The 19,847-nt window shown below is 60.6% G+C and carries 18 protein-coding genes; 11 read left to right on the top strand and 7 right to left on the bottom strand.

Annotated features, from left to right (window positions below; all coding sequences use genetic code 11):
* Positions 1–83: 83 nt before the first annotated feature.
* The 3 genes from glyS to DXXMK7_RS20795 all read right to left on the bottom strand — a co-directional run bounded on the left by glyS (position 84) and on the right by DXXMK7_RS20795 (position 4,026).
* Complete coding sequence (gene glyS / locus DXXMK7_RS20785) at positions 84–2,153, bottom strand: glycine--tRNA ligase subunit beta (RefSeq protein ID WP_038920650.1); 2,070 nt, start codon at positions 2,151–2,153, stop codon at positions 84–86.
* 9 nt (positions 2,154–2,162) lie between these two features.
* A complete protein-coding gene (gene glyQ / locus DXXMK7_RS20790; protein WP_038663786.1) occupies positions 2,163–3,077 on the bottom strand; it encodes a glycine--tRNA ligase subunit alpha in 915 nt (304 codons plus the stop codon).
* 142 nt (positions 3,078–3,219) lie between these two features.
* Positions 3,220–4,026, bottom strand: a complete 807-nt coding sequence (locus DXXMK7_RS20795) for a sulfite exporter TauE/SafE family protein (RefSeq protein WP_038920651.1) — start codon at positions 4,024–4,026, stop codon at positions 3,220–3,222.
* Between the two features lie 188 nt (positions 4,027–4,214).
* On the opposite strand from DXXMK7_RS20795, the gene DXXMK7_RS20800 reads away from it, so the two are divergent.
* The 3 genes from DXXMK7_RS20800 (at position 4,215) to ghrB (ending at position 6,742) form a co-directional block, all read left to right on the top strand.
* On the top strand, positions 4,215–4,775 hold the full coding sequence (locus tag DXXMK7_RS20800; RefSeq protein WP_038920652.1) for a DNA-3-methyladenine glycosylase I: 561 nt from the start codon (positions 4,215–4,217) through the stop codon (positions 4,773–4,775).
* On the top strand, positions 4,772–5,227 hold the full coding sequence (locus DXXMK7_RS20805; protein WP_038920654.1) for an N-acetyltransferase: 456 nt from the start codon (positions 4,772–4,774) through the stop codon (positions 5,225–5,227). The genes DXXMK7_RS20800 and DXXMK7_RS20805 overlap by 4 nt, the downstream gene beginning before the upstream one ends.
* A gap of 552 nt (positions 5,228–5,779) precedes the next feature.
* Positions 5,780–6,742 (top strand): glyoxylate/hydroxypyruvate reductase GhrB, encoded by a 963-nt coding sequence (gene ghrB / locus DXXMK7_RS20810; RefSeq protein WP_038920655.1) that lies wholly within the window; start codon positions 5,780–5,782, stop codon positions 6,740–6,742.
* Positions 6,743–6,846: 104 nt separating this feature from the next.
* Here ghrB and DXXMK7_RS20815 read toward each other — a convergent pair whose 3' ends face one another.
* Positions 6,847–8,055, bottom strand: coding sequence for an aldose 1-epimerase family protein (locus DXXMK7_RS20815; RefSeq protein WP_038920656.1), 1,209 nt, complete (start codon positions 8,053–8,055; stop codon positions 6,847–6,849).
* 392 nt (positions 8,056–8,447) lie between these two features.
* On the opposite strand from DXXMK7_RS20815, the gene DXXMK7_RS20820 reads away from it, so the two are divergent.
* Complete coding sequence (locus DXXMK7_RS20820; RefSeq protein ID WP_038663807.1) at positions 8,448–9,704, top strand: valine--pyruvate transaminase; 1,257 nt, start codon at positions 8,448–8,450, stop codon at positions 9,702–9,704.
* 65 nt (positions 9,705–9,769) lie between these two features.
* Here DXXMK7_RS20820 and DXXMK7_RS20825 read toward each other — a convergent pair whose 3' ends face one another.
* Positions 9,770–10,021, bottom strand: coding sequence for a YdgH/BhsA/McbA-like domain containing protein (locus DXXMK7_RS20825; protein WP_038920657.1), 252 nt, complete (start codon positions 10,019–10,021; stop codon positions 9,770–9,772).
* A 330-nt stretch (positions 10,022–10,351) separates the two neighbouring features.
* On the opposite strand from DXXMK7_RS20825, the gene DXXMK7_RS20830 reads away from it, so the two are divergent.
* From DXXMK7_RS20830 to DXXMK7_RS20855, 6 genes are read left to right on the top strand one after another with little or no spacing between them, the layout of a single operon-like run.
* Positions 10,352–11,995, top strand: coding sequence for a TIGR04028 family ABC transporter substrate-binding protein (locus DXXMK7_RS20830; RefSeq protein ID WP_038920658.1), 1,644 nt, complete (start codon positions 10,352–10,354; stop codon positions 11,993–11,995).
* Positions 11,996–12,020: 25 nt separating this feature from the next.
* Positions 12,021–12,962 carry an ABC transporter permease gene (locus DXXMK7_RS20835; RefSeq protein ID WP_038920659.1) on the top strand — a complete coding sequence of 314 codons (942 nt, stop codon included), beginning with the start codon at positions 12,021–12,023 and terminating at the stop codon, positions 12,960–12,962.
* A gap of 1 nt (position 12,963) precedes the next feature.
* Entirely contained in the window at positions 12,964–13,824 is an 861-nt protein-coding gene (locus DXXMK7_RS20840; RefSeq protein ID WP_038920660.1) for an ABC transporter permease, read from the top strand.
* A complete protein-coding gene (locus tag DXXMK7_RS20845; RefSeq protein ID WP_038920661.1) occupies positions 13,821–15,500 on the top strand; it encodes an ABC transporter ATP-binding protein in 1,680 nt (559 codons plus the stop codon). The genes DXXMK7_RS20840 and DXXMK7_RS20845 overlap by 4 nt, the downstream gene beginning before the upstream one ends.
* A 29-nt stretch (positions 15,501–15,529) precedes the next feature.
* Positions 15,530–16,570, top strand: a complete 1,041-nt coding sequence (locus tag DXXMK7_RS20850; RefSeq protein ID WP_038920662.1) for a putative FMN-dependent luciferase-like monooxygenase — start codon at positions 15,530–15,532, stop codon at positions 16,568–16,570.
* Positions 16,567–17,685: an alkylhydroperoxidase domain protein gene (locus DXXMK7_RS20855; protein ID WP_038920663.1), complete on the top strand. Its 1,119-nt coding sequence runs from the start codon at positions 16,567–16,569 to the stop codon at positions 17,683–17,685. The genes DXXMK7_RS20850 and DXXMK7_RS20855 overlap by 4 nt, the downstream gene beginning before the upstream one ends.
* Before the next feature lie 195 nt (positions 17,686–17,880).
* On the opposite strand, the gene glk is transcribed toward DXXMK7_RS20855, so the two are convergent.
* Positions 17,881–18,849 carry a glucokinase gene (gene glk / locus DXXMK7_RS20860; protein ID WP_038920664.1) on the bottom strand — a complete coding sequence of 323 codons (969 nt, stop codon included), beginning with the start codon at positions 18,847–18,849 and terminating at the stop codon, positions 17,881–17,883.
* A 140-nt stretch (positions 18,850–18,989) separates the two neighbouring features.
* Positions 18,990–19,280, bottom strand: coding sequence for a DUF3861 domain-containing protein (locus tag DXXMK7_RS20865; RefSeq protein ID WP_038663832.1), 291 nt, complete (start codon positions 19,278–19,280; stop codon positions 18,990–18,992).
* Between the two features lie 110 nt (positions 19,281–19,390).
* Here DXXMK7_RS20865 and DXXMK7_RS20870 point away from each other — a divergent pair, with 110 nt between their 5' ends.
* Positions 19,391–19,834 (top strand): MarR family winged helix-turn-helix transcriptional regulator, encoded by a 444-nt coding sequence (locus DXXMK7_RS20870; protein ID WP_038921171.1) that lies wholly within the window; start codon positions 19,391–19,393, stop codon positions 19,832–19,834.
* Positions 19,835–19,847: the final 13 nt, after the last annotated feature.

Here is a 19,847-nt window from a genome sequence, read left to right on the forward strand (position 1 = left end):
GCAATACAGCCAACTGACCTCTATGATAAAAAAGCCTCCGGGAAGGAGGCTTTTGAATGTAAACAAACTATCCGTGCGCTGACTTACTGGAGCACGGAGATATCCGCGACTTTCAGGAACAGGTTGCGCAGTTCGTTGAGCAGCGTCAGGCGATTGATACGCACCTGCTGGTCCTCGGCGTTCACCATCACCTTATCGAAGAAGTTGTCCACCGGCTCGCGCAGCTGCGCCAGCTCGCCCAGCGCTTCCTGATAGCGGCCTTCGGCAAACCACGGCGCCAGCTTGCTGGTCAGCGCGGTGACATAGGTCGCCAGCTGGATTTCTTCGTTCTCTTTCAGCAACGCCGCCTGCACGCTGTCGTTCAGCGTTTCGGTGGATTTAGCCAGAATGTTGGACACGCGCTTGTTGGCGGCGGCCAGCGCTTCGGCTTGCTCCAGCGTTCGGAAATGGCTCACCGCTTTCACACGGGCGTCGAAATCCGCCGGGCGAGTCGGACGACGCGCCAGCACCGCCTGAATGGTGTCCACGCTGTGACCTTCTTCCTGATACCAGGCGCGGAAGCGACCCAGCATGAATTCGATCACATCATCCACCACGTTGGCGTTAGTCAGCTTGTTACCGTACAGGCGCACCGCTTCTTCGGTCAGGGTTTGCAAGTCCAGCGGCAGACGTTTTTCCACGATGATGCGCAGCGCGCCCAGCGCGGCGCGGCGCAGCGCGAACGGATCTTTGTCGCCTTTCGGATGCTGGCCGATGCCGAAGATCCCCGCCAGGGTATCCATCTTGTCGGCGATCGCCAACGCGCAGGCTACCGGCGAAGACGGCAGCTCGTCACCGGCAAAGCGCGGCTGATACTGTTCGTTCAGCGCCACCGCCACGTCTTCGGCTTCGCCGTCGTGACGGGCGTAGTGCATCCCCATCACGCCCTGAGTATCGGTGAATTCGAACACCATGTTGGTCATCAGGTCGCATTTGGACAGCAGGCCCGCGCGCTCGGCATGATTCACATCGGCGCCGATCTGGCCGGCTACCCAGCCCGCCAGCGCCGCGATGCGGTCGGTCTTGTCGCGCAGCGTGCCCAACTGCTGCTGGAACAGCACGGTTTCCAGACGCGGCAGATGATCTTCAAGGCGTTTTTTACGGTCGGTATTGAAGAAGAACTCGGCGTCGGCCAGACGCGGACGCACCACCTTCTCGTTACCGGCGATGATCTGCTGCGGGTCTTTGGACTCGATGTTGGCGACAAAGATGAAGTTCGGCAGCAGATTGCCGCTGTTGTCGTAAACCGGGAAGTATTTCTGGTCGCCTTTCATGGTGTACACCAGCGCTTCCGCCGGCACCGCCAGGAATTTCTCTTCGAACTTCGCGGTCAGCACCACCGGCCATTCCACCAGCGAGGTGACTTCTTCCAGCAGGCTGTCGCTCAGATCGGCGTTACCGCCAATTTTGCGGGCGGCCGCTTCGGCATCCGCTTTGATTTTGGCTTTACGCGCCTCGTAGTCGGCAAGCACCTTGCCGCGCTCCAGCAGAATCTGCGGATACTGGTCGGCGTTATCGATGGTGAATTCCGGCTCGCCCATAAAGCGATGGCCGCGGATGGTGCGGGCGGAGTCGATGCCCAGCACGGTGCCGGGGACCAATTCGTCGCCCAGCAGCAGGGTTACGGTGTGCACCGGACGCACAAACTGGGTTTCTTTGTCGCCCCAGTGCATCAATTTCGGGATCGGCAGCTTCGCCAACGCGGTGCTGACCATGCCCGGCAGCAGCGTCTGCGCCGCTTCGCCTTTCACCTGAGCGCGGAACAGCAGCCATTCGCCCTTGTCGGTGGTCAGGCGTTCGGCCTGAGCGACGGTGATGCCGCAGCCGCGCGCCCAGCCTTCGGCCGCTTTGGTCGGTTTGCCTTCGGCGTCAAACGCCTGCGCAATGGCCGGCCCGCGTTTTTCCACTTCACGATCCGGCTGAGACGCGCTCAGACCGGCTACTTTCAGCGCCAGACGGCGCGGCGCTGCAAACCAGTTGACCGACTGATAACCCAGCCCGGCCGTATCCAGTTCAGCGGTAAAATTAGCGGCAAAAGATTCCGCCAGATTGCGCAAAGCCTTCGGCGGCAGCTCTTCCGTGCCGATTTCCACCAGAAACGTCTTGTCTGTCATCGCTGCCTCTCAGCTCTCTTTTCGATTGCACATCGGGAAGCCCAGCGCCTCGCGGGAGGCGTAGTAGGCTTCCGCCACCGCTTTGGTCAGGGTACGGATCCGCAGGATGTAGCGCTGACGTTCGGTCACGGAAATGGCTTTGCGCGCGTCCAGCAGGTTGAAGCTGTGGGCGGCTTTCAGAATGCGCTCGTAGGCAGGCAGCGGCAGCGGTTTTTCCAGCGCCAGCAGGTGCTGGGCTTCTTTTTCGTACTGCTCGAAGCAGGTAAACAGGAAATCCACGTCGGCGTATTCGAAGTTATAGGTGGACTGCTCCACTTCGTTCTGATGAAACACGTCGCCGTAGGTGGTTTTACCCAACGGGCCGTTGCTCCACACCAGATCGTAGACGCTGTCTACGCCCTGAATGTACATCGCCAGACGTTCCAGACCGTAGGTGATCTCGCCGGTCACCGGCTTGCACTCCAGACCGCCCACCTGCTGGAAATAGGTAAACTGGGTCACTTCCATCCCGTTGAGCCACACTTCCCAGCCCAGGCCCCAGGCGCCCAGCGTCGGGTTTTCCCAGTTGTCTTCCACGAAACGAATGTCGTGAATGGTCGGGTCCATACCCAGCTCTTTCAGCGAGCCGAGGTACAGCTCCTGAATGTTGTCCGGCGACGGCTTAATGATCACCTGAAACTGGTAGTAGTGTTGCAGACGGTTGGGGTTCTCACCGTAGCGGCCGTCGGTAGGACGGCGGGACGGCTGCACATAGGCGGCGGCGATCGGCTCCGGGCCGAGCGCGCGCAGGCAGGTCATAGGGTGAGAAGTGCCGGCACCGACTTCCATGTCCAGCGGTTGGACGATGGTGCAGCCTTGACGCGCCCAGTAATCCTGTAACGTCAGGATCAGGCCCTGAAAGGTCTTGGTATCAAACTTTTGCATGTTGGATTCGCACGCGATACAAGTGGTTTTTACAATGAAGGCGCCAGTATACCCTCTGAGTGCAAGATATACAGCCAGAATGCGGCAACAACTTGGGCCGCATTGCTCTGTAGCCGGCTTTTCCTTCCGGTTCCCGCGGCAATCAGCCCGCGAACACGGTCTGCAGCATTTTCAGGCTCAGCAGCAGCAATAACCCGGCGAACGCCTTTTTCAACGTGGCGACCGGCAGCCGGTGCGCCAGACGCGCGCCCACCGGCGCGGTGAAGAAACTGACCGCGGAGATCAGCACCACCGCCGGCAACGAGACATAACCCACGCTGAACGCGGGCAAGCCGGTAGCCGACCAGCCGTTGATCACGTATCCCAGCGCGCCGGACAAGGCAATCGGCAGGCCAACCGCCGCCGACGTGCCGATGGCCTGCTGGATGCGCACGTTGCACCAGGTCAGAAACGGCACGGTGAGCGACCCGCCGCCGATAGCAACCAGCGCGGAAATACCGCCGATGGTCAGCCCAGCCAGCGACATACCCGGCACGCCCGGCAACTGCCGGTGAGGTTTCTGCTTGATGTTCAGCACCATCTGCAACGAGACATAAGCCATGAAGCAGGAAAAGAAAATCGCCAGCGCGCGGGTCGGCAACAGCGCCGCCAGCCAGGTGGCGGCGAAGGTCCCCACCAGAATCGCCGGCGTGATGCGCCACACCACCGGCCACAGCACCGCCTGATGTTGATGATGAGTACGCAGACTGGAGATGGCGGTAATCACAATCGCCGCCATCGACGTGCCCAGCGCCAGATGCACCAAATGCGACGTTTCCACACCCTGCGCGGCAAACAGCGCCGTCAGCACCGGCACCATGATGCCGCCCCCGCCAATGCCCAGTAATCCAGCCATAAAACCCACCACGGCGCCCAGCGCCAGATAGGCCAGCACCCACTCAATCCCCATTCTTGTCCCCTGTCGCTTATACTCTGTTATTTCCGGCGTCATGCCTCACACGGCCCCTGTCTGCGCAGGGTTGCATCGCATCGCGCTTAGGCTGATGATCGCCATGCCACACGGGTGATGCGCTGAAACCGGCCATCATCAATACCAACAATGCCGGTGGATCTCAACCGGGGAGCAAGGAGAAGAGGATGACGCGCTGTGGTTGGGTCACGCAGGACACGTTGTACCTGGATTATCATGACAACGAGTGGGGGAAGCCCTGTACCGACGGGCGGGAACTGTTTGAACTGTTGTGTCTTGAAGGCCAGCAGGCCGGGCTGTCGTGGATAACCGTGCTCAAAAAACGGGAGCACTACCGCCGCTGCTTCCACGGATTTGATCCCCATCGCATCGCCGCCATGACCGACGACGACGTGAACCGGCTGGTGCTGGACCCCGGCATCATCCGCCATCGCGGCAAAATTGAAGCCATCATCCGCAATGCTCGCGCCTGGCTGGCGATGCAGCAGCAAGGAGAAGACTTCGCCGCTTTTATCTGGTCCTTCGTCGACCACCAACCGGTTGTCAACCGACACGCCTCGCTGGCCGACGTGCCCGCGAAGACAACGGTGTCGGACGCGATGTCCAAGGCGCTGAAAAAACGCGGCTTTACCTTCATCGGCTCGACCATCTGCTACGCCTTTATGCAGGCCGCCGGACTGGTGAACGACCATACCACCGAATGCTTTTGTCATCCGGAGGCGTCGTGATCCGACCCTATCGGCCGCAGGATCTGGATTCGCTGGTGCGGTTATGGCTGGAAAGCACCACCCGGGCGCATCCGTTTATCTCGCCGCGCTATTGGCGGGAAAGCGAGGAGCTGGTGCGCGGGCACTATATTCCCCACTCGCAGACCTGGATTTATGAGGATGAACAGGGCATCGGCGGTTTTATCAGCGTGATGGATCAGCGTTTTATCGGCGCGCTGTTTGTCCATCACAACCTGTACGGCCAGGGGGCGGGCGCCGCGCTGATGCAGCATATCCAACACCGCTTTCCGATGCTCAGCCTGGAGGTCTATCAGCAAAACCACCGCGCCTGCGCCTTTTACCGCAAACAGGGGTTTATCACCGTGCAGGAAAATTACCAGCACGAAACCCGCTCACGCCTGTTGATCATGCACTGGCAGGATCAGGAACTGCTCGCCTCCGTCATGCCCTGAATCAGGTTTGTGCAACTGGAGAACGTCCTGCTACGGTTGCATTACCGCCATGAAATGATACTTTATAACATACCAACTCATGCCGCTGGCGTGAGTGTGGCTGCCAATTATTTCATCTTTTTTGTAACACCGCTGATTTCAGCCAATACCAGGGTTTTTAGCGGGAGCGCGCCTTCGGGCACATCAGAAGGCGCGCCGCCCGACTACCGTCTGACTTGCAGTCTCCCGCCATGTCGACCATCATGCCTGAAGCAACCTGTTCAGAACCCGCAGTCTCTGGGCCGATTTATGCCTTACGGGTCGGGCGGCGCTTTCCCCAACAGAACAAATCGCTTCGCATCCGGTCGTTGCGCGTGAATGGAGCGCGGATGATAAGCACATATGACTGTTTACCATCGTATTTTATTGAATTTTCCAATCGTTTTTGGGCGATGGCACGGCAGAGACCGGGCATCAATATGCGAAGCTAGCAGAGAACCCTTTTTTAAAAGACCTCTTTTAAATACAACCGTCGTTTTAATCAGACAATCGCCTATCAGCCGGAGTGAACTGATGAAACCTGAAGTGATCCTCTACAGAAGTATCCCTGACGCCCTGCGCGCTCGCCTTGAGCAATACGCCACCGTGCATGAATTCAACGGGCTGCCGCCGGTCGATCACCCCGTACTGGAACGGGTGGAAGGCCTGATCGGCTCCAGCGCCACGGTTAGCCGGGAATTTCTCTCCCATTTACCGCGCCTGCGCGCCGTCTCAACCATCTCGGTCGGCTACGACAATATCGATCTCGCCACCCTGAACGACAAAGGGGCGCTGTTGATGCACACGCCGACCGCCCTGACGGAAACGGTGGCGGATGCGGTGCTGACGCTGATGCTGATGACCGCCCGCCGCGGGCTGGAAGTGGCAGAGCGGGTTAAGGCCGGAGAGTGGAAAGCCAGTGTCGATAAAGACTGGTTTGGCATTGACGTGCACCACAAAACCATCGGTATTCTGGGTATGGGTCGCATCGGTCTGGCGGTGGCGCAGCGCGCGCATCTGGGCTTCGGCATGCCGGTGCTGTACCACGCCCGCCGTCATCATCAGGAAGCGGAAACCCGCTTCAACGCCGGTTACCGCGATCTGGACGGCTTGCTGGCAGAGTCGGATTTTCTGTGCATTACCCTGCCGCTGACACCGCAGACCCACCATCTGATCGGCCGCGAACAGTTGAAGAAAATGAAGTCCAGCGCGATTGTGATCAACATCGGTCGCGGCCCGGTTATCGACGAACCGGCGTTAATTGACGCGCTGACTGACGGCACTATTTACGCTGCCGGTCTGGATGTGTTCGAGCAGGAACCGCTGCCGGTGGACTCGCCGCTGCTGAAGTTGCCCAACGTGGTCGCGCTGCCGCATATCGGCTCCGCTACCCATGAAACCCGCTACAACATGTCGGCCTGCGCGGTGGATAATCTGATCGCCGCGCTGAGCGGCAACGTCAAAGAGAACTGCGTCAATCCGGACGTGCTGAAGTAATTCAGCACGTTACCCCCGTTTTATATTCAATATTCCGCCCTCCTGATATCAGGAAGGCGGAATAACAGCATGAATCCTGACCTTAACCTACGCGGTAAGCGCGATTACTCCACCGCAATCGGTTTTTCGGTCAGCGTCGTGGCGCGATCGCCCTGAATCGCTTTCACTTTCTGCTCGGTTTGTTGTACCGCGGCCGGGCTGCTCAACAGGCTGTAGGTCAGCTCAAACGTGGTGCTCTGGCCGGGTTGCAGCTTCTTCACCCTTCCCTGCTGGCGTTCGATGGTGACCGGGTAGGCGTAATTGGTGCCGGGTTCGATGCCGGTAACGTAGCCCTGTTTCAGGGTGTCGGTGTTTTTCCACAGCGTCAGCAGCGGCAACTGATGAGTATCAAAGGCGATGGACACCCCTTTGTCGCCGGCGCGATTCACCAGCGCGGCCAGCGTCTTACCCTCTTTATCCGCGTACGGCGTCATGTTAAACACCATTTCGTCGAAGTCTTTAGTCGGCCCTTTATACGTCTGCCAGCTTTTCAGACCCGCTTTGGCGTAGTCGTTAAACGGCGAAATCTCCTTCACCGGCGCCAGGAAACGCGCGCCTTCTTCCAGAATCGGCGTACCGAAATTGCTGTGGTAGATGATCTGGTAATCGCGGGCGTAATCCGACTTGTTGGTCAGCACATCGTGTACGGTAAAGGACTCGCTGCCCGGCACGTAACGCAGTTCGGTCCAGGTTTCGAGATTGGATTTCTTGAAGCTGTTTTCCTTCAGCAAACCGCGCACGGTGATGGTGTAAGGCGCCTTGTCGCTGACGTCCACGATCACTTTCGACGCCGGCGTATTACCGGCACGGCCGTGCAGGGTGTAAATCATGCCGTCGCTGGTGACCGGATGGCCGGTCCACTCATAGCCGCAGCGCACCATCATCTCATTGAAACCTTCCAGCCAGCCCAGCCCGTTGCGGCTTTCAAGCGTGATGGTATTCGGGTTCACCACCTCATCCACCGGCGAATCCCAGCCCAGCCGGATGTTTTTGCCGGTGACATGCAGCAAATCCATGCCGCGAGTCGGACTGAGGGTGATTTGCAGCCCGTTCGGGCTGGTGATGGTGAGAATTTTGCTGCCTTCCTGACGTCCGCCGTGCAGCACTTTCTGCTCGATGCTGAAGCGCTGATCCTTGATCTTCAGCGCGTCGCTGCTGATCTGCCAGTTTCCTTTCTCGATGCTGCTTTCAACGTCCGTCAGCACAAAGGTCTGAGCCGATGCCTGCCAGGAAACCAGCGCCAGAGCGATACTTATTGCCAGTACATTTTTCATCCCATTCGTCCTTCTAGCTGAATTGATTAAGCCTGCGGAGCTAAAAGACTACAAATCCGGCTGACGGGAGAATGTGACTGCTATCACCAGATAACCAACTGCTCTTTTTTCGCGATAGATTTGGATTACACATCACAATTTTAATAAGCATGATGAGTAATTTTGCAGAAAAAACGTGAGAGAAATCAGCCAAAAGCTGAAGCGCGTTCAGCTTTTGGCGTCATGCGGGTGGGTTGCGCTGAAGCAGACAGTAACCACAATAGTTAACTATTGCGCTATAACAAAAATAGACAGCATAAAGAGTGGAGAGGGATTTTCCGTTACGATTGCACCTGCCCGGCACGCGCGCTAAGGTGTCGGTTTACCTGTGTTTTACCCTTTATTGACAAACTATGAACTTTTCCCGTTTCGGCAACAAATTTACCCGCCATGCCGGCATTACCCAACTGATGGACGACCTGAACGACGGGCTGCGTACCCCCGGCGCCATCATGCTGGGCGGCGGCAATCCGGCTCATATCCCGGCGATGGACGATTATTTTCAGCAGTTGTGTCGCGACCTGCTGGATCAAGGAAAACTGACCGATGCCCTGTGCAACTACGACGGTCCGCAAGGCAAGGATGTGCTACTGCATTCGCTCTCCGGCCTGCTGCGCGAACAGCTGGGCTGGGAGATTGGACCACAGAATATTGCACTGACCAACGGCAGCCAGAGCGCGTTTTTCTACCTGTTCAACCTGTTTGCCGGCCGCACCGACGACGATCAGCGCCGCCGGGTGCTGTTCCCGCTGGCGCCGGAATACATCGGTTACGCCGATTCCGGGCTGGATGAAGACATGTTCGTCTCCGTTCGCCCCCAGATTGAGCTGTTGCCCGAAGGGCAATTCAAATACCACGTCGACTTCGAACAACTGCGCATCACCGACGACATCGGCATGATTTGCGTCTCGCGGCCCACCAACCCCACCGGCAACGTGCTGACCGACGAAGAGTTGCAGCATCTGGATGCGCTGGCCCGCGAACATCAGATTCCGCTGGTGATCGACAACGCCTACGGCGTGCCGTTCCCCGGCATTATTTTCAGCGACGCCACGCCGCTGTGGAACCCAAACACGATCCTGTGCATGAGCCTGTCGAAACTCGGTCTGCCCGGCTCGCGCTGCGGCATCGTGATCGGTTCGGAGCAGGTGATCGAAGCACTCGGCAACATGAACGGCATCGTCAGCCTGGCGCCCGGCTCCATCGGCCCGGCGCTGGCTCACGAGATGATTCAGCGCGGCGACCTGCTGCGGCTATCCAACGACGTGGTGCGGCCGTTCTACCGTCAGCGGGTGGAACAGACTATCGCCATCATTCGCCGCTATCTGTCGCCGGAAGTGTGCCTGATCCACAAACCGGAAGGAGCGATTTTCCTGTGGCTGTGGTTCAAAGACCTGCCGATCACCACCGAAGTGCTGTACCAGCGGCTGAAACAACGCGGTGTGCTGATGGTGCCGGGCCACTACTTCTTCCCCGGTCTGGAGCAGGAATGGCCGCACGCCCACCAGTGCCTGCGCATGAACTATGTGCCGGAACCGGAAAAAATCGAGCAGGGCGTCGCCATTCTGGCCGAAGAGGTAGAGCGGGCGCGGAAAGAAGCCGGCATCTGATATCTGAACATTCCGTACACAAAAAAGCCGCCCGAAGGCGGCCTGTGCGGGCTGGAGAGCGATTATCAGTTGTAGATTTCCGCTACGCCGCGCAGCTGGTTATCGTTGCCGGTGGCGGAGATGATGCGGAATGACTTGGCGCCGGCGGCATTGGCTTTTTCAGACAGGCTGGCCTGCAAGCCGTCCAGCGTACCAGCGGAGGCGCTCACGGTGCCAACAGACTGGCTGCCAGCGTGCTGTACTTCGGTCGCTGCAAAAGTGCCGAAAGAAAGGGTAGCCAGAGCGATAACTGCAACAACGTTTTTGATGGTTTTCATGGTCAATATCCTTCACTTTGAATTCGGTTAGTGTTCTTAACTGGAGGCGTTCTCGCCTTCGATGGAAGTGATAATAGACCTGTTGCCCGCACGTTAAAACCGGGTTTATTTGCAGATATCATTCAAATTTTATGAAATAAAAAAACCCGCCATTTCGGCGAATTCTCACCCACCTTCACTTACCCCAAAACCAGATATTTATTACCAGTATTGTACTTTGCGGTTTCACCATGCCTGTGGAAGTATCCCTTTCGTATGACAGCCTTTTTCCAGCCCTGACACCACCTGCACAGCGGCTGATATAACTCTGATAACTAAAAGGAAAAAACCATGTCTGGTTTCTTGAACGCTCGGCAGAAGCGGGGGATTGGTCTGCTTGTTTCATTAGCGCTACTGGGGAATGGCGCTCAGGCGCTGGCCGCCGACGCTTCGCCCAAAACCGGCGGTACGTTGATCTATCTGGAACAACAGCCGCACACCAATTTGTATCCGCCCGCAGGCGGTTTTTACCCCAACGGCGGCATCCTCAACCAAATTACCGACAAGCTGACCTACCAGAACCCGGAAACGCTGGACATCGAGCCCTGGATCGCCGAATCCTGGACTATCAACGCCGACAGCACCGAATACACGTTCAAACTGCGTCCCGGCGTCACCTTCTCTGACGGCACGCCGCTGGATGCCAACGCCGTCGCCAAGAATTTCGACACCTACGGGCTGGGCAACAAAGAACTGAACCAGCCGGTATCCGAGGTGATCAACAACTACCAGCGCAGCGAAGTGATCGACCCGCTGACGGTGAAGTTCTACTTCAAAAAGCCGTCGCCCGGCTTCCTGCAAGGTACCGCCGCCATCGGCTCCGGGCTGGTGTCGCTGAGCACGCTGGCGCGCAACTTCAACCAGTTGGGCGATGCTACCCGCATCATCGGCTCCGGTCCGTTTGTGGTCAGCAGCGAGAAACCGGGGCGTGAGCTGAAACTGGCGGCGCGCAAGGATTACCACTGGGCGCCGGTGAAATTCGCCCATCAGGGCCGCCCTTATCTGGACGGCATCACCTATCTGGTCACGCCGGAAGACAGCGTGCGCATCGGCGCGCTGGTGTCCGGTCAGGCGGATTTCATCCGCCAGATTCAGGCCTATGACGAAAAACGGGTGCAAAGCGAAGGCATCCGGATTTATGCCGCCCCTACCCGCGGGGTGAATAACAGCGTCAACTTCCGTCCCGATAACCCGCTGGTGGCGGATATCCGCGTGCGTCAGGCGCTCCGTTACGCCACCAACCCGAAAGAAATCATCCAGACGCTCTACTCCGATAACTACCCGCAGGCTACCTCGGTGCTGGCGAAAACCGCCGCCGGTTACGTCAACCTGTCCGACAAGCTGACGTTCGACCCAGCCGCCGCCACGCGCCTGCTGGACGATGCTGGCTGGAAAGCGGGCGCGCAGGGCATCCGCCAGAAAGACGGCCAGTCGCTGGTGCTGACCGCCTATGAATCGCCGCCGCAGCCGCAAAACAAAGAGATGCTGCAACTGGTAGCGCAGCAGTGGGCCAAAGTGGGCGTGAAACTGAACGTGCTGGCGGGCGACGCGGGCACCAAAACCGTCGATAGTCTGGATCCGCTGAAAACCGGCGTGTCGCCGGGCATGGTGGGACGCGCTGACCCGGACGTGCTGAAAAGTCAGTATTACCCGACGCTGCGCAACGTACTGCTGCAAAAAGGCGGCGCCAGCGACAAGGTGAAAACCTTTGAAGACACACGCCTCAACACGCTGCTGGACGGCATCGCTTCCGCTACCGATCGCGGTAAACGGCTGGCGCTGGTGGGCGAGGTGCAGAACTACCTGATCGATCAGGCGTATGTGATCCCGATATTTGAAGAACCGCAGGTGTTCGCCGGGCGCGCCACCACCAAAGGCATTGGTTTCGAAGCCGTGGGCCGCCCCAGTTTCTACAACACCTGGCTGGACAAGTAACCAAACCGGCGACGGAGGGCAAAACGTGCGGATAACCTATCTGGCGACACGCCTCGGACAGGCGCTGCTGGTGCTGTGGACGGCATTTACCCTGTCGTTCATTCTGCTGCAGGCGCTGCCGGGCGACGCGGTGCTGATTAAATTCATGAGTCCGGAACTGGGGCTCAGCGCCAGCCAGGTAGCCGAATTGCGGCTGGCCTACGGCGCCGATGTGCCGCTGCTGACGCAGTACGCCGCGTCGCTGTCGCGCCTGCTGCACGGCGATTTCGGGCTGTCGCTGCAGGCTGGCTTGCCAGTCAGCGACTTGCTGGCGACTAACCTGCCGCCGACGTTGCTGCTGGCGGTGCTGGGGTTTGGCGTGGCGCTGCTGCTGGCGTTCGCGCTGGCGTTTCTCTCGGCGCTGACGTCGTTCGCCTGGCTGCGCCAGCTGTTTCAGTCGGTACCGTCGCTGCTGATTTCCATTCCCACCTTCTGGCTCGGCATCGTGCTGATTCAGGTGTTTTCCTTCCGGCTGGGATGGATTTCGGTGATCAACCCCGGTGAGTGGGAAGGGCTGATTCTGCCGGTGCTGACGCTCTCGGTGCCGATTGCAGCCCCCATCGCCCAGGTGCTGATGCGCAGCATCGATCAGGTGCTGGCGCAGCCGTTCGTGGCGGTAGCGCGCGCCAAAGGCCTGAGCCGCCGCGGCGTGCTGTGGCGCCACGTGGCGCGCAACGCCATGCTGCCGGCGCTGACGCTGGCGGGCCTGTTGCTGGGCGAGCTGATCGCCGGCGCGCTGATTACCGAAACCGTGTTCGGTCGCAGCGGGCTGGGCCAGTTGACGCAGGAAGCGGTCAACACTCAGGACGCCAGCGTATTGCAGGCCATCGTGCTGGTTTCCGCCACGGCGTTCGTGGCGGTCAACCTGCTGGTCGACCTGCTCTACCCGTTGCTTGATCCGCGTCTGAAAACCGCCCCGGAGGTGTGATATGGCGAGTATTCAACTGGAAAAAATCGCTTTTCCGCTGCTGCGCAAGACGCCCCGCTTGCGCCGTTATGCCGCGCAACCCGGTCTGGTGATCGCCTGGCTGGTACTGCTGACGGTGGCGCTATGGGCGCTGTTCCCCGGCCTGTTTACCCACGCGTCGCCGATTGAAGGCGTGCCGGGCGCGCAACGGCTGGCGCCGGGCGGCGACTACCTGCTCGGCACCGACCAACTCGGGCGCGACCTCTACACCCGCATCGTCTACGGTTCGGCGCATTCGCTGTCCGGCGCGGTGATCGCCGTGTCGCTGGGTCTGGTGCTCGGCAGCCTGCTGGGGCTGCTGGCAGGCGCGGTCGGCGGCCGGCTGGATACGCTGGTGATGCGTACCGTCGATGTGCTGCTGGCGATCCCCGGCCTGTTGCTGGCGTTGAGCGTCATCATCCTGCTGGGGTTCGGCAACCTGAACGCCGCTATCGCGGTGGGCGTAACCTCGGTGGCGAACTTCACCCGACTGGTGCGCGCGGAAGTGCTGCGCGTACGCCGCAGCGATTACGTTGAAGCGGCGTTTGGCAGCGGCGGCACCTTTTTGGGCGTGCTGTGGCGCCACATCCTGCCCAACTCGCTCACCAGCGTGCTGGCGTTCGCCGCGTTGCAGTTCGGCAGCGCGATTCTGGCGCTCGCCACCCTGAGTTTCCTCGGCTACGGCGCGCCGCCGCCGACGCCGGAATGGGGGCTGTTGATCGCCGAGGGCCGCAACTATCTGGCCACCGCCTGGTGGCTGACTACCTTCCCCGGCCTGCTGGTGGTCGCCGTGGTGCTGGCGACCAACCGCATCAGCCAGTCGATCCGGAGGCCGACGCGATGAGCCTGACGCTGAGTTTGCAACGCAGCACGACAACGCCGGTGCTGGAACTGGAAGACGTCGCCATCGCCTACCGCGGCGACGACGGCGAACGCACGGTGGTGGAGGGCGTGTCCTTCGCCATCCAGCCCGGCGAAGTGGTGGCGCTGGTGGGCGAATCCGGTTCCGGCAAAACCACCACCGCGCAGGCGGTGATCGGTCTGCTGGCGGATAACGGCCGTCTGGCGCGCGGCGCTATTCGCCTTAACGGCGCCGATATCAGCCGCTGGTCGCAACAACGGCTGGACAGCATTCGCGGCAGCGTGGTCAGCCTGGTGCCGCAGGACCCCGGCAGCTCGCTCAACCCGGTGAAAACCATCGGCGAGCAGGTGGATGAAATTCTGCGGCTGCACCAGAAAAGCGATCGCCATAGCCTGCGCCGACAAACGCTGGCATTGCTGACGCGCGTCGGGCTGACAGAGCCGGAACTGCGCGCCAGCCAGTACCCGCACGAGCTATCCGGCGGCATGAAACAACGGGTGCTGATTGCCATCGCCATCGCGCTGAAACCGGCGCTGATCATCGCCGACGAGCCCACCAGCGCGCTGGACGTCACGGTGCAAAAACGCATTCTCGATTTACTGGACGAACTGCGCCGGGAAAACGGCACCGCCATTCTGTTCGTCACCCACGATCTGGGGGTGGCCGCCGAACGCGCCGACCGGTTGCTGGTGTTCCAGAAAGGCTACATCCAGGAACAGGGACCAACCCGGCAGGTGCTGAGCGCGCCGCAAAGCCAGTACGCCCGCACCCTACTGGCTAACATCCCGTCGCTGGCGCCGGCCCGTCGACCATCACGCGCCGCCGGTCAACCCGCCGCATCCGCTCAACCGATTTCCAGTCAACCCATACCCAGCCAACCCATTGTGCAGGTGGAGCAACTGGTGCAGGAGTTCCCGCTGGCGGGCAACCGGAAAGCGCCATTCCGGGCGGTGGACGAGGTGTCGTTCAGCGTAGCGCCCGGCACCACCCACGCCATTGTCGGCGAGTCCGGTTCCGGCAAAACCACCACCGCGCGCATGATTCTTGGCTTCCAGCGTCCGACCGCCGGCCGCATCCTGATCGACGGCACCGACATCACCCGGCTGCGCGGCGAAGCGCTGCGCCAGTTCCGCCAGACCATCCAGCTGGTTTATCAAAATCCGTTTAGCTCGCTCGATCCGTCGCAACGGTTGTTCGACATCGTGGAAGAGCCGTTGCGCAATTTTAATCGTTACTCCCGGCCAGAGCGGACCAACCGGGTGCATGAGATGTTCGAGCGGGTGGCGCTGCCCGCTCCGCTGCTGCAACGCCGCCCGCTTGAATTGTCCGGCGGCCAGCGTCAGCGGGTCGCCATCGCCCGCGCGCTGGTGCTGGAGCCGAAAGTGCTGGTGCTGGACGAAGCCGTCTCGGCGCTGGATGTCACGGTGCAGGCGCAAATCCTGCGCTTGCTGGAAGAGCTACAGGCCTCGCTGGGGCTGACCTATCTGTTTATTTCCCACGATCTCGCCGTGGTGCGACAGATAGCCGATACCGTTTCCGTGCTGTATCACGGCAAACAGGTGGAATCCGGGCCGGTAGAGCAGATTTTTGCCCAGCCGGCCGAGCGCTATACCCGGGAACTGATCGACGCGATCCCCGGCCAGCGCCATGTCTCTTAAGGGACACAGCCTAAACCAAGGATTTAATCATGACTCAAAAACGTCTGGGGTTTTTCACCCGGCTGCTGGATGACGCGCCCGCCGGGCAGCGCTACCGGCTGGCCGCCGAGCAAATCATCAAAGCCGAACAGCTGGGCTTCGACAGCGCCTGGGTGGCGCAGCATCACTTTCACGCCGACGAAGGCGGCCTGCCGTCGCCGCTGGTGTTTCTGGCGCAGGTCGCCGCACAGACTCGCCGCATCCGCCTCGGCACCGGGGTGATCACGCTGCCGATGGAGCAGCCGCTGCGGGTGGCGGAAGACACCGCCGTGCTTGACCTGCTCAGCAACGGCCGGTTGGAAGTGGGCATCGGTTCCGGCGGCACGCCGTCATCGTTCGCCGCCTTCGGCCACAACAGCGAGCAGCGCGGCGAGATTCTGGGTCGCTATCTGGCGCAGGTGCGCGCCGCCTGGGCAGGGGAACCGCTGAGCGCCGACGGCAACCAGCTTTACCCGGCCGCGCCGCACCTTAACCGCCGCGTGTGGCAGGCGACGTTCTCGGTGGAAGGCGCCATCCGCGCCGGTCAGGCGGGCGACGGGCTGATGCTGTCGCGTACCCAGCCGCGCCCGGACGGTTTTCCCGACGCCACGCTGGCCGACCTGCAAAATCCGATGATCGATGCCTATCTGGACGCGCTGCCATCCGGCGTTACACCGCGCATCATGGGCTCGCGCAGCGTATTTGTGGCCGACGACCGGGCGCTGGCGCTGCAACTGGCGCAAACCGGGCTGCAACGCTCCGCCGCCCGGCTGGCCCAGTTGGGCCGCCCGGCCCGCGACGGTTCGGTGGAAGAGCTGATCGCCTCGTTCGACAGCCATGTCGGCACGCCGGAAGACGTCATCGCCTCGTTGCAGGCCGACAGTTCGCTGGCGCGGACCACCGATCTGGCGTTTCAGGTGCATTCCATCGACCCGCCGCACGCCCATATTCTGCGTTCGCTGGAGCTGATCGCTACCCGGGTGGCGCCCGCGCTGGGCTGGTCGCCCGCTAAAGATAAACAAACCAGCCCGGTTGGGCAGGAGGTCGCATGACGCAATCCACATCCGACATTTTAGATACGCTGGCGGAGATCGCCCCGGATTCGCCGCTGGCGCAGGCCAGAGCGACGCGCGATGCCGCTACCCGGCACACGCAGGGCAGCTATGACGCGCTGTTCAGCCAGACGGCGGGCAATGCTCTGCCGCTGGCGCTGCGCTTTTTCATCGCCGAAAAGGTCAGCGGCTGGCATCAGAACACGCGGTTACAGCACTTTTACGCCCAACGGCTGGCGGATTTTCCGGCCCCGACGCCCGGTGCGGCGCTGGACCGGGCGCTGGAACATGCCGAGCGGCTGGCGTTCCAGCCCATCGCCGCGCAACCGCAATCATTGCAGGCGCTGCAACAGGCCGGCTGGAAGGTGGATGATATCGTCACCCTGTCGCAACTGGTGGCGTTTGTCAGTTTTCAAAGCCGGTTGCTGCACGGTTATCGGCTGCTGGCCGGTCATGCCGGAGAGTCGTCGCCCGCTGCGCCCGCGGCCGTCGCCGGGCGCTGGCACACCCAGCCGCTGACCCACAGCGGCAAAACCGCCCCGGATGCGTTTACGCAAGGTGAACTGGGCTGGGAGCCGTGGGTTACGGCCAAGCCGCTGGCGGAATTCACCGCCGACGAACAGGCGATTCTGGCGCGCTTCGGTCATACCGATTCCGACTACTTCCGCCTGTTGGGCCGCAACCTGCCGGTGCTGGAACAACGCACCCTCACCGACAAAGGCATCTTCTATACGTCCGGTGGCCTGCCGCGCAAAGACCGGGAGCTGGCGGCCGCGGTAGTCAGCAAGGTCAACGGCTGTATTTATTGCGCCTCGGTGCACGCCCGTAAAGCCAGCCAGCTGTCGAAACAGGACGACGCGGTACAGCGCCTGCTCGATGTGCCGCCGGGCGGCGATCTCGCCGCCGGACAGGACGCGCGCTGGCAGGCGATCATCACCTTTGCCGCCCGGCTGTCCACCACGCCGTCGCAGACCAACGCGCAGGATCTGGCGCGCCTGCGCGAACAGGGGCTGGACACGCTGGAGATTCTCGACCTGATTCAGTCCACCGCTTTCTTCGCCTGGGCCAACCGGCTGATGCTGACGCTGGGCGAGCCGTTCTGGCCGGGCAGATAGATATCCACATCGAAATGCAGGGTATTTTTCGGCCGCAGGAGAACGATCGTCAGGTGGTGGCACTGATCAGCGATGCCGACGGCGTAGACATTCAGGCGACAGCTCTCGCTTATCACGCTCACATCCAGTAAACACAAACCGTCAAGTAACCGATAGGTTACTTGACGAAGAGGTTATCGAAGCCGGATAAGGGGATTACAGGGTCTGGCCCAGCGCCTGACGCAGATACGCGCCCGCGCCCAGCAGCCCCGGCTGCGGGTGGGTGATCATAAACACCGGAACGTCGGCGAGGTAATCGCGGAAACGGCCTTTGTCTTCAAAGGCGCTACGAAAACCGGAGTTGCGGAAGAATTCCAGAAAACGCGGCACGATGCCGCCGGCGATGTAGACGCCGCCGAAGGTGCCGAGCGTCAGCGCCAGATTGCCGCCGAAACGCCCCATCAGTACGCAGAACAGCGACAGTGCGCGCAGGCAGTCCACATCGCTGTGCGCCAGCGCCCGTTCGGACACGACCTGCGGCGTCAGCGCTTCCGGCACCCGGTCGTCCGCTTTGACGATCGCCCGATAAATATTCACCAGCCCCGGCCCGGACAGCACGCGCTCGGCGGAAACGTGTCCCAGTTCCTGACGCAGCACCTGCAACAGGATGTCCTCTTCTTCGCTGTTGGGCGCGAAATCCACGTGACCGCCCTCGCCCGGCAGGCTCAGCCATTTGCCGTCCACCGGCAGCAGGTGCGCCACGCCGAGCCCGGTTCCGGCGCCATACACCGCCACCGGCTTACCGGCGACCGCATCGGCGCCGCCCAGCTGAATCACATCCTCCGGCGTCAGCACCGGTATCGCCATGCTGACGGCGGTAAAATCGTTGATCACCGCCAGACGCTCAAACCCCAGGCTCTGCCGCATGGCGTCAATGGAGAACGCCCAGTGATGATTGGTCATCTCCACCCAGTCATCGGTCACCGGGCAGGCAATGGCAATACAGGCTTCTTTGATAGTGAGACTCGCGTGCTCCGTCAGAAACAGACGAATAGCGTCTTCCAGACTGTCGTGCTCCTGAACCGCGTACTGTTTACTGTGTGACAGATGCCCATTCGCCAGTTCGCAAAGGGCAAGACGTGCGTTGGTTCCACCGACATCACCTACCAGCGCATACTGATGCATAAATTACGATCTCCCATTGAAATATCATCATGCGTACTTGAGCACACGGAGAAAACCGCGCGCCGATGACGGCAAGCACGCCCGAATTTCACTCATATTCACTGGCGGTCCATGCCATCAGGGAGACGCGACATATCACATCAGGCCGTTTCCCCCCGTTTCAGCCGCAGCATAAAGTCCCGAAATGCGGGAGCCAATTCCTGAAACAGAGCCTCTTTGCGGTGGGTCATCATGACCTCGCTAAACAGCTTCAGCCCGGTGCAGAACGCAGCGACCTCCGAGTCCGGCAAAATCCCCTTTGACCGAACTTTCTCAATGATTTCCAGAATATCGTCATGATTGGTGACGTCAAACGTCAGTGCGCGATTTTGCGGCGTTTCGTCGCGATTATCGGTGAGATTTTCCAGCGTGATACGATAGTGATAAGGCATGATTTTATCCTTGCGGTTGTAATCGTGCGACTGAATGGGCGACCGGGCGTCGCCACATGGTTGATATTATCAACCATATAATCCGAATAGTTGATAAGGTCAACAAATTAATGCGCGACACCCTTGATACCCAGACTTTCGAGCTGCTGGGAGAACTGATCCACGGTTTTAAACAGCGTCTGCAGGAGAGCGACGCGTTGACGCAGACGGGCCTCGCCCCATTTCAGGCGCGCACGCTGGGGCTAATAGCCCGCCACCCCGGTCAGAGCCAGCATTTTCTGGCGCAGTACATGGGGCGGGACAAAGCGCAGATTGCCCGTCTGCTGAAAGATCTGGAAACGCTGGGGCTGATCACCCGCCAGCCCTCGCCGAATGACCGGCGGGCGCAGGTGGTGTCGCTGACGAAAAAAGGCGAGGACACGCATCGCCGGTTCGCCGACGCGCGCACCGACCTGTTGCAGCGCGCCTTTGCCGACGTGACGCCGGAAGAGCGCCGCCGGTTCGCGCAGGTATTGCAGAAAATGAAGGCCAACCTGGCCTCAATATCGGAATAAAAGCCTGATGATG

It is taken from the genome of Dickeya sp. MK7 (genome assembly GCF_000406305.1).
GTDB classification, from domain to species: Bacteria; Pseudomonadota; Gammaproteobacteria; order Enterobacterales; family Enterobacteriaceae; genus Dickeya; species Dickeya fangzhongdai.